Consider the following 9,307-nt stretch of genomic DNA (forward strand, 5'->3'; position numbering starts at 1 on the left):
CTCTGAGACGGCGATGGTAACTACCTCGATCCCGGCGTCCTCGAGACGAGCGTTGGTTCGCGTGTTGCGCTCATAGGCGACGACGACGCCGGGCGCCAGCGCCAACGTGTTGTTGCCGTCATCCCACTGTTCACGTTCGGCGACAACGGGATCCAGCCCGGTGTCAATGACACGCAACTTGTCGATACCCATCGCCGCGGCCGCGGCTTCGACGAACGGAGCTTCGTCGGAGATCTTTACGCCATCGGCCGTACGCGCAATCGTGAAAGCGGACAACGAATCGACAATATTGGCGTACATCACCACCGCATCGGTATCGACCATGGTGCACACGGTGTCGAGGTGCATCTGCGCTCGTTCTTTGGCCAGCGGCACGGCCAATACCGTACTGGCCAGGCCGTCGTCGAACAGGCTGCGCGCCAAGGCTTCTGCGCCCGCCGGCGTGGTCCGCGCACCCACCCCGACCGCAATGACGCCCGGTGCCAGCAACAACACGTCACCGCCTTCGACGGGTGCGGTGCGAGATTCGTAGGCCCGGCGCACTCCGGTGAATCGCGGATGGTGTGCATAGATCAAGTCGGTCAACGACGCCTCACGCGCCCTAGCCGGCAGCGCCAGTGACGGGATGACGATCCGCGGTCCGACCCAGATCGAGGAATCGCGGGTGAATACCAGGTTCGGCAGCGGCTCGATGACATAGTCGCTGCCGTGATGCATCCGGTGCACCAGCGAATCGTCCGCGCGGGTATCTGAAGGCAGCTCGGTGAATGTCATGCCGGCCATCAGCACATGCGCCAACGCGGCCGGGTCAAGGCTTCGCAGGTAGGCCGAGAGCTCTTGTGCCAGCGGCATTCCGAGGCGTGGGGCGTCAACTGACGCGGCGATGCCCTGCATCCTGGCGGCGCCACTGCCGAGAGCTTCTGTCAACAGGTCGGACAGCAGCAGCACCTCAACGCCGCGAGAGCGAAGCAACTCGGCGAACGCATCGTGTTCTTCCTGCGCCCTTGCGACCCAGGGCAATCCGTCGAACAGCAGATCATCGTTGTTACGCGGCGTGAGTCGGCTCAGTTCGGCGCCTGGTCGGTGCAGGATTGCCACCCTTAGTGCGCCCACTTCGGAGTCGGATCCCAGTTCACTACTGCTCACACTTAGCACGGTAACCGGAACCATCACCTCAAGTACCGTTTAGGTTATGGACACCGACGAATTGCTACCCGGCGAATTGGCGGCGCGCGCCGGCGTTGCGGTCTCGGCTTTGCACTTCTACGAGCGGCAGGGGCTGATCATTAGCAGGCGAACCTCAGGCAACCAGCGCCGCTACAGTCGCGACACACTGCGCCGCGTCGCCTTTATCCGGATGTCGCACCGGCTGGGCATCCCGCTGGCGCGGGTGCGGGATGCGCTGGCCACACTCCCCGGCGATCGGGTTCCGACCAGCCGGGACTGGGCGAGACTGTCCGCCGGCTGGCGCGCCGACCTCGACGATCGGATCCTGCATCTTCAGCGGCTGCGCGACAACCTCGCCGACTGCATCGGCTGCGGTTGTTTGAGCCTGCGCAGTTGCGCGTTGTCCAATCCGGGCGACGTGCTGGCCAACCAAGGACCCGGACCGGTACGTCTGTAGTTCGAACGGGTGTGCGATAGACTCGGGGCTGTGGCGATTGCCGTACAGGAATCGTTGTTCGAGTGCAACGAGCGCAGGCCGCTGGGCAGCGGAGCCTGGATCGATATCCGGTCCGGTTGGCTAACCGGCGCCGACGAGTTGTTCACCGAACTTCTGGCGACAGTGCCGTGGCGAGCCGAGCGCCGTCAGATGTATGACCGCGTCCTCGATGTGCCGCGCCTGGTCAGCTTTCACGACCTGACTGTCGAGGATCCGCCGCATCCGGGGCTTAGCCGGCTTCGCCGCCGGCTCAACGACATCTATGCCGGCGAGTTGGGCGAGCCGTTCACCACGGCAGGCCTGTGCTGGTATCGCGACGGGTCGGACAGCGTCGCGTGGCACGGCGACACGATCGGCCGCAGCAGCACCCAGGACACCATGGTGGCGATTGTCAGCCTCGGCGCCACCCGGACTTTCGCGCTGCGGCCCTGCGGCGGCGGGGCGTCGTTGCGGCTGCCACAGGCTCATGGCGATCTGCTGGTGATGGGCGGTTCTTGTCAGCGAACCTGGGAGCACTCGGTGCCCAAAACGTCGTCCGCTATCGGCGCCCGGGTCAGTATCCAGTTCCGGCCGAAAGACGTGCGCTAAAAATCAGCTTCTGACGGCCGCGACCGATTTGACCAGTAAGTCGCGCGCCCGATTGGTGTCAACGGGAGTGACAGGCTTGCCCTGTTGCAGCAGCGGGTTGGCGGTGATGATCACCTGGTAGTCGCCGAAGTGCGCGGAGTAGTTGTAAAGCTCGCCGCTGCGCGGCTTTCCGCTGACAACCGTTTGCAGGATCCGGTGCACTCCCAGGGTGCGTGTCCCCTCAATCTGCGGCGCATCGACGACCTCGATGAGGCCGCGCATTTGGCCGCCCTGGAATGCCACCTTCCTGCAATTGCGGGCCGGCTCGTTGAACGGCACTGGTTCGGACGTCTGCACGGCCATGGCAATGAAGCGGTTGCCGGCACCCTCGGCGGCAACGGCGGCCATGTTCCCCTGCAAGCCCGGCGGCATGTCCTCGCCGATCACAAATGATGAGCAATCTGGCGGATCGAACGTCAGCCCCGGCGGAAGCTTGTGCGTCGAGAGCACCTTGGGATCGATTCCGGTCTTCGGGACGTCCTTGACCTTATATCCCGGTCCGAAGCTGGAGTCCACCTGCGAAATCTTGGTGATATCGGCGGATGCGGCGTTGTCCGAAGAGCCATGAGAACACGCCGCCAGCAAGCAGGCACATCCGATCGCGACCGCTATCCGCATCATCCGCGTCAATCTAATGCACCGTCCTCAAGCGCGTAACGCCGACACGGCTTTCACCAGCAGGTCGGCGGCGAACTGCGGCATCAGCGGCGACTGCGGTGAGCCGGGGTCACTGATCAGCGTGGTGAACGCGTAGTAGTCGCCGAGATAAGCCGTGAAGGTGTTTGCCCGGGAGCCGATTTGGTTGCCGCCTTCAACCGACGTGGTGATATCGGCGGCCATACCGAGGGTTTCGGCGCCGTCGATGCGGGGGGCGTCGACCAGACGAACGCGGGCGGTGGCGCGACGGCTGGTCATGGTCCACCCACTGCACTGCGAAACCAGCTGCTGATCCAGCGAAACCGGGCCGCTGGGCGCAGCCGCAACAACTGCGTACACGATCCCGCCGGCACCGGATCCCGAAATGCCTTGAGCGGATTGCCCGTGACCGCCGGCCGGGTCGGCCAGCGCCGCACAACGCGCAGGGGTCGATGCGCTATCGCCGCCAAGACCCCAGATCGCCGGTGGCACGGCCTGGCCCGAAAACGCGGTCACCTCATAGCCAGGCGGTAGTTCGCGTCCCACCCGTTTGATGTTGGCGGGATCAATGTGGCGAGCCGCAGTGGTGCCCGACGGTGTCGGCGCGGATTGGCGTGCCTGCGCACAAGAGGCGAGCAGCAGAGCAACCACAACCACCGCAGCGACCCAGGGCCGAATGCTAGCCAACAGACCGAATAACTTGGCGCGCAGCACGTTTGATCTTATCCGTCATATCGCGGCTCAACGGAATCTCCCGCGGCACGTCGATGACGGTGACGACCACCCCGACGTCATCGCGCTCCCAGAAAGCGCCGTAATTGTCCATGATCGTCCGCATCGCCACGTTGTCGGCGAGCATCCGGCCGGTGAACTTTTCGACTCCGGCGACCCGGGCGGCGACCGAGAGCGCGGCGATCAAAAACGAACCGATACCACGGCCCTGATAGGCGTCGGCAACGGTGAACGCAATCTCGGCGACGCTGGGATCGTGATCATCTCGAACAAAGCGGGCGTCGGCAACCGGGTTGCCCTCCGCATCGGTCATCACCCACACAAAGTGGTCGACGTAGTCGACCTCGGCCAAGTAATCCATCAGCGCCGGGCTGGGGACCCGCGCTGACATGAACCGCCGATACAACGTTTCTCTGGAGAACCGGACATGCCCTTGCATCGTTCGCTCACTGTCACCGGGCAACACCGGGCGCAACAGCAGTTCGGTCCCGTCGCGAACCCGGACCGGGATCGGCGTCAGGAAAGCGGCGAGCCGCTGGCGGACCGTGCGCACCAGCCGGCCCATGATTCCCGGGATATGCACCATCCGGGCGAAAGCGTCGTTGTCACCGATCCAGCCGGTCAACGGCTCGGTCGTGGTCACGGTCGCCGTCCGCGGGATGTCACGCAGCAGAGCGATCTCGCCGACGATCGTGCCGGCGGACACTTGCTCGACGGTCACCACGTCGTCCTCTCCGACGTGCTTGATCTCGGCGGTACCTGACGAGATGAGCAGAAAGGAAATCGCCTGCTCACCCTGCTGCATGAGCACTTGGCCCGCGGTGGCCCGCAGTGGTTGCAGGCTCGCCGCCAGCGGCATGAGGTCCTCCGGCGGACATCCCTTGAAGATGTCCAACGCGGCGAGTTCGTCGGCACGTAGTGCGGTCAGTTCGGTCACAATGCCTAATCCGCCCCTGTCGCCGTCTCGATGCTGCAAGGTTATGGGCTGGGTTCGGTTCGCAGCAAGGATGCACCAGACTCACGGGATGGACATCAGCGACTCTCCACTGGAGACGACCCGCAACCTTCTGGACCGCGATGCGACCGTGCGGCACGGTTTCCTCGACGTGCTGGGCGAATCAACGGCAGCGCCGGTGCCCACCTTCGCCCAGCGCGCCATGAACAGCCCGTTGGTCGCGGGCGTGTACGAACGACTGTGGCGCCCGGTTGCGTTCTACATTGCCAGCGGAGTCACCACCGACGCCGAGCAACGTCGCGCCGCCGAGGCATTGCGTCTGCCCGGTGCGCGCAGGCTGCTCGATGTCGCTTGCGGCCCAGGCAATTTCACCGGCCGACTGGCGGAACGTCTCCCCGACGGCGGCCTGGCGGTCGGGTTGGACATCTCCGAGCCGATGCTCAAGCGCGCCGTGCTGGACAACAGCGGCCCACGCACCTGCTACGTCCGCGGGGACGCGAGCACGCTGCCGTTCGACGACGAATCATTCGATGCCGTTTGTTGTTTCGGCGCCCTGTATCTGATGCCTGAGCCGTTTCGGGTTGCCCGCGAAATGGTCCGGGTGCTCACGCCCGGCGGCCGAGTGGCGATATTGACGAGCTACGCCGGGCAGTCGCCGCCTGTCCGGCGCGCGATGACCGGAGGTGCCCGCGTGATCGGGTTGCGCATGTTCGATCGTCATGCCTTCGTCGACCTGTTCACCTCGGCCGGTCTGATCGGCATAGACCAGCAGACCCAGCGCACGTTGCAGTTCGTGACGGCCCGCAAGCCCAGCTGACCTGGGGTCAGCCCATCGAGTAGAACCCTTCTTCGGTCGGCTCCGCGGCGACCGCTCCCCGAGCAGCCAGGGCATGAGATTTGAACACCTGCGCGGCGGCGCTCGGCCGATGTCGAACCGGGACGAACCTGCAGTTCAGATTCGGCGGATGACCCCGGCCCCAAAGCAGAACGTCGGCCGTATTGCCTTTGCGGGCCGCCAACGCCAGCCGACGGACCGGCTCGCTTGCGACGAAGACATCGGTTGCGACGGCGAGCACGTGGGGTCCCGCCGGCGTGATCGCGACTCGGGCACCCAATATTCGGATGGGCCGGTCGTCAATCGCGTCTCGACGGTCTCCGTCGACCGCGACCGTGACATCCCATCCCGCCATCGCCCGATCGACGATCAGCCCGCCGATCGACATGACCACATCGGCGATGTTGGTCGCGACCACATGCAGCCGATACCGGCCGCAATCCTGCGGCGCCAGCCGCAGCGAGGTGGCGGCCGGCAGCTGAGCCGCGCTATTCAGTTGGGCGAGAGGGCTGGCGGGAGCGGCCACATGTTGTCCGTTCGACAGGCTTCGGATTGACACTACGAATATAGAGTAACCTGGCATCGAACGAAAACCTAGCACCCGACGAGATCTGCCTTGACACCAAAACCGCCGGTAAAGGGCCGCTACACTGCCGGCATACAAAAAAGACGCAAGCCCAACCCGGACCAGCGCCGCCGCGAACTGTGCGATGCGGCGATCCAGCTACTGGCCGATGACGGCGCCAAAGGCCTGAGCCACCTGAAAGTCGATGCACGCGCAGACGTGCCCGATGGCACCACCTCGTTCTACTTCCGCACCCGCTCGGCATTGCTGCGCGCGGTTGCCGAGCGGATGGTCGAGGTCGACCTGGCCACGTTGCAGTCGGTTGCCGACCGGGCCGGCCTCGCTGACGGGGCGGCGGCCTCCACGCTGGCCAACCTTGTCATCGAGTCCGGGGAAGAGCCGCAGCTGAGTCTGACCAAGGCGCGCTATGAGCTGACCATGCAGGCCACCCGCGATCCGGCGATCGCGGCAACCCTGCAACGCGGCACCGACGCCTTCACCAAGCTGCATCACGACATCCTGGTGCAGCTGCTGCCGCACGGCGCCGACCTGGACCCCGCGGTCGTCGACGATCTGAGCAACGTCACGCTGACATTCATCAACGGCCTTTTGCTGCGCTTCGCCCACGGCGACCGGATCATCGACAGTCCAGAGCGCCTCGACGGCGTCCTTTCGGCCATCGTGACGGGGATCTTGGGCAGCGAGCAGCGGGGACGGCTGACCCGCTAGCGCAGCGGCCTCTTGCCCAATGCAGCCGCATATGGTTCTCTACGGCAATAGAGTTACTCCTCGGCGCCGGCGCCGCCGAGCGCAGTTCTTTTAAGCAGAAAGTACAAATCGCCCGCGCCACCTCAGACGCTGACACACTTGCGGCATCGAACCCGCATGCGGCGCACCCGGACGTGGAAGTTAAAGCGAAAGGCACGATTTCGTGACGATCAGCACCGGCAACACCAACTAAGCAGGAGATGACTGATGCCTGAGTACGACTACGAACAAATGAAGCGCGACGCCGAGCCCCTGATCAAGTTCGAGAAGGACACCAAAAACCGGATCGCCTATATCACTTTCGACCGTCCGGAGGCACAGAACTCGACCACGTTGGGGATGCGCCAGAACTATGCCGACCTGATCCACAAGTGCAACGTCGACGACGATGTCAAGGTTGTCGTGATCCGGGGCGAGGGAGAGGATTTCGGCAGCGGCGGCGACCTTCCCGAACAGCGGCCAATGCTGGAGAACCCCGGTATGCCGCTGCTGCACGAGCTCGCGATCAACGATGACGACGTCAAGTACCCGCCGGGCGGCTCGTACCGCTATCTGTCCACGGTCACGGATTTCTATTCCAAGGCGCCCGCCGGTTGCCGACCGCTGCAGGAGCTGCGGAAAATCAGCATCATCGAAGCCAAGGGGTACTGCTACGGGTGGCACTTCTATCAAGCCGGTGACGCTGACCTGGTGATCTCTTCTGACGACGCGCTTTTCGGGCATCCCGCGTTCCGCTACGTGGGTTGGGGACCACGGCTGTGGTGGTGGGCCGAGACGATGGGCTTGCGGAAATTCTCCGAAATGCTGTTCACAGGACGGCCGTTCAGCGCAAAGGAAATGTACGAATGCGGCTTCATCAACAGCGTGGTGCCCCGCGACAAGCTGGAAGACGAGACGCTGAAGTACGCGATGGCCTGCTCGCGGTCCCGGCCCACCGACACCGTCGCGGTGCAGAAGACATTCCTCGAGCTGTACAAGCAGCACAAGGGCGAATACTTCGGCAGCCTGCTCACCGGGATGATCGAAGGGATGCTGCCGCTGATCCAAAATGACCGCGAAAACGAGGTCGACCTCACCGAAGGCACCTTTGGCAAAGGCCTGAACAATGTGGTCAAGGACAACGACATGAATTTCCCGCCGGAGTGGCGGCTGAGCCGCTCGGGACGCAACAAGCCCTGAGTCCATGTCGGCACTGAGCGGTATCAGGATCGTCGAGCTGGCTGAATCGGTTGCCGGCGAATACTGCGGGAAACTGCTCGCAGACTTCGGCGCCGAGGTGATCAAGATCGAGCGCCCGCATCGCGGCAGCCCGACTCGGGCGATGGCGCCGATCATCGGTGACGACGGCAGCCCCGAGCGCAGTGCGCTGTTCGCCTACCTGAACACCAATAAGCGTTCGGTCGTGCTCGACGTCAGCTCACCCGACGAGATCGAGACGCTGCACAAGATCGTCGCCACGGCCAATGCGGTGGTCGACGATCACGCGCCGCCGTGGGCCGAATCAGTTGGCTTGTCGGCCAGCGATATTGCGCGTCGGCACCCCGCGGTGGTGTTCTGTTCTATCACCCCGTACGGCGCCCAGGCCCCGCCGGAATTCCAAAACTCCAAGAGCATCAACGTATTCAACAGCAGCGGCTGGGGCTATCACACACCCAGTAACGCCGATCCCACCAAACCGCCGTTGAAGGGGCCCGGCCGTTTCGTCGCCGACTACGAAGCCGGGCTCGACGCGGCGCTGTGTGTAGCCGCATCGCTGTTCCGCCAGCTGCACTCCGGCGCAGGCCAATTCATCGACGTTTCACAGCAAGCGGTCCTGGCGTCGCGCGCCGACAGCGTGCTGGGCAGGTTCATCACCGGAGAGATAGCGCCGCAAAACTCCCGTGCTGACTACGATCAGCAGGGCCCGGCGTCATTTTTCGCCTGCGCAGACGGGTTCGTCTATCTCTACATGACCAGCCGCAAGCACTGGGCGAGCCTCAAAGAACTGATGGGACAACCGAAATGGCTCGATGCCTTTGACGACGACTGGCTCGAGTTCTCGGTTACGCCGGAGAAGGTGGCGAGCTTCAAGGACGGGTTCGCAAAGTGGGTCGCGGACTGGCGTAAAGACGCGGTGGCCGAAGAAGCCCAGCGGTTGGGGGTTGCGCTGGTACCCGTCAAGAGCGCCGCCGACCTGAAAACCTCGCCGCAGTACCTTTATCGCGGCTTCTTCCAAGACGTCACCCATCCGGTGCTCGGCACCGCAGCCTACCCTGGCGTTCCCTACCTGATGACGGCATCGCCGGTGTGTATCGCCACTGCGGCGCCCAGTCTGGGCCAGCACACCGGCGAGGTTATGGCCGGCATCGCGACGCCTCGACCGGCGCTGAGGGCGGCCTCGGCACAACCCAAACCGCCAAAGCTGGCACGAGGCGGGCCATTACAAGGAGTTCGTGTGGTCGAGCTCACCAAAGTGTGGGCCGGACCGTATGCCGGCAAACTACTTGCGCTCCTGGGCGCCGAAGTGATCAAGGTGGAGAACTCTCA

11 protein-coding genes are annotated in these 9,307 nt (G+C 64.2%); 6 read left to right on the top strand and 5 right to left on the bottom strand.

What is annotated here, in order from left to right:
• Window positions 1-1,146: arginine deiminase (locus WBF82_RS08270; RefSeq protein WP_424382565.1), on the bottom strand; the 1,146-nt coding region annotated here is incomplete at its 3' end.
• Window positions 1,147-1,192: 46 nt separating this feature from the next.
• Here WBF82_RS08270 and soxR point away from each other — a divergent pair.
• Together soxR and WBF82_RS08280 are read left to right on the top strand one after the other, a co-directional pair.
• Entirely contained in the window at window positions 1,193-1,624 is a 432-nt protein-coding gene (soxR, locus tag WBF82_RS08275; RefSeq protein WP_424382566.1) for a redox-sensitive transcriptional activator SoxR, read from the top strand.
• 30 nt (window positions 1,625-1,654) lie between these two features.
• Window positions 1,655-2,251, top strand: coding sequence for an alpha-ketoglutarate-dependent dioxygenase AlkB (locus WBF82_RS08280; RefSeq protein ID WP_424382567.1), 597 nt, complete (start codon window positions 1,655-1,657; stop codon window positions 2,249-2,251).
• Window positions 2,252-2,254: 3 nt separating this feature from the next.
• Here WBF82_RS08280 and WBF82_RS08285 read toward each other — a convergent pair whose 3' ends face one another.
• From WBF82_RS08285 to WBF82_RS08295, 3 genes are read right to left on the bottom strand one after another with little or no spacing between them, the layout of a single operon-like run.
• The gene (locus WBF82_RS08285) at window positions 2,255-2,911 is read right to left on the bottom strand and encodes a DUF5642 family protein (RefSeq protein ID WP_424382568.1); all 657 of its coding nucleotides are present in this window, start codon (window positions 2,909-2,911) and stop codon (window positions 2,255-2,257) included.
• Between the two features lie 24 nt (window positions 2,912-2,935).
• Window positions 2,936-3,604, bottom strand: coding sequence for a DUF5642 family protein (locus WBF82_RS08290; RefSeq protein WP_424382574.1), 669 nt, complete (start codon window positions 3,602-3,604; stop codon window positions 2,936-2,938).
• 1 nt (window position 3,605) lies between these two features.
• Window positions 3,606-4,595 (bottom strand): GNAT family N-acetyltransferase, encoded by a 990-nt coding sequence (locus WBF82_RS08295; RefSeq protein WP_424382569.1) that lies wholly within the window; start codon window positions 4,593-4,595, stop codon window positions 3,606-3,608.
• Between the two features lie 88 nt (window positions 4,596-4,683).
• Between WBF82_RS08295 and WBF82_RS08300 the strand changes: the two genes are divergently transcribed.
• The gene (locus WBF82_RS08300; RefSeq protein WP_424382570.1) at window positions 4,684-5,430 is read left to right on the top strand and encodes a class I SAM-dependent methyltransferase; all 747 of its coding nucleotides are present in this window, start codon (window positions 4,684-4,686) and stop codon (window positions 5,428-5,430) included.
• A gap of 7 nt (window positions 5,431-5,437) precedes the next feature.
• Here the strand turns inward: WBF82_RS08300 and WBF82_RS08305 are convergent, their stop codons facing one another.
• On the bottom strand, window positions 5,438-5,974 hold the full coding sequence (locus WBF82_RS08305) for a hypothetical protein (RefSeq protein WP_424382571.1): 537 nt from the start codon (window positions 5,972-5,974) through the stop codon (window positions 5,438-5,440).
• 132 nt (window positions 5,975-6,106) lie between these two features.
• Between WBF82_RS08305 and WBF82_RS08310 the strand changes: the two genes are divergently transcribed.
• The 3 genes from WBF82_RS08310 to WBF82_RS08320 form a co-directional block, all read left to right on the top strand.
• A complete protein-coding gene (locus tag WBF82_RS08310) occupies window positions 6,107-6,742 on the top strand; it encodes a TetR/AcrR family transcriptional regulator (RefSeq protein ID WP_424382575.1) in 636 nt (211 codons plus the stop codon).
• Between the two features lie 246 nt (window positions 6,743-6,988).
• Entirely contained in the window at window positions 6,989-7,960 is a 972-nt protein-coding gene (locus WBF82_RS08315) for an enoyl-CoA hydratase/isomerase family protein (protein WP_424382572.1), read from the top strand.
• Between the two features lie 4 nt (window positions 7,961-7,964).
• The coding region (locus WBF82_RS08320; protein ID WP_424382573.1) for a CoA transferase at window positions 7,965-9,307 on the top strand (1,343 nt) is incomplete at its 3' end.

Source organism: Mycobacterium sp. (genome assembly GCF_049673265.1).
Classification (GTDB): Bacteria; Actinomycetota; Actinomycetes; order Mycobacteriales; family Mycobacteriaceae; genus Mycobacterium.

What these genes read in the sequence shown, in the direction of transcription:
- soxR (WP_424382566.1), top strand. Translation starts at nt 1,193, where the DNA reads ATGGACACCGACGAATTGCTACCCGGCGAATTGGCGGCGCGCGCCGGC.
- WBF82_RS08315 (WP_424382572.1), top strand. Translation starts at nt 6,989, where the DNA reads ATGCCTGAGTACGACTACGAACAAATGAAGCGCGACGCCGAGCCCCTG.
- WBF82_RS08300 (WP_424382570.1), top strand. Translation starts at nt 4,684, where the DNA reads ATGGACATCAGCGACTCTCCACTGGAGACGACCCGCAACCTTCTGGAC.
- WBF82_RS08285 (WP_424382568.1), bottom strand. Translation starts at nt 2,911, where the DNA reads ATGATGCGGATAGCGGTCGCGATCGGATGTGCCTGCTTGCTGGCGGCG.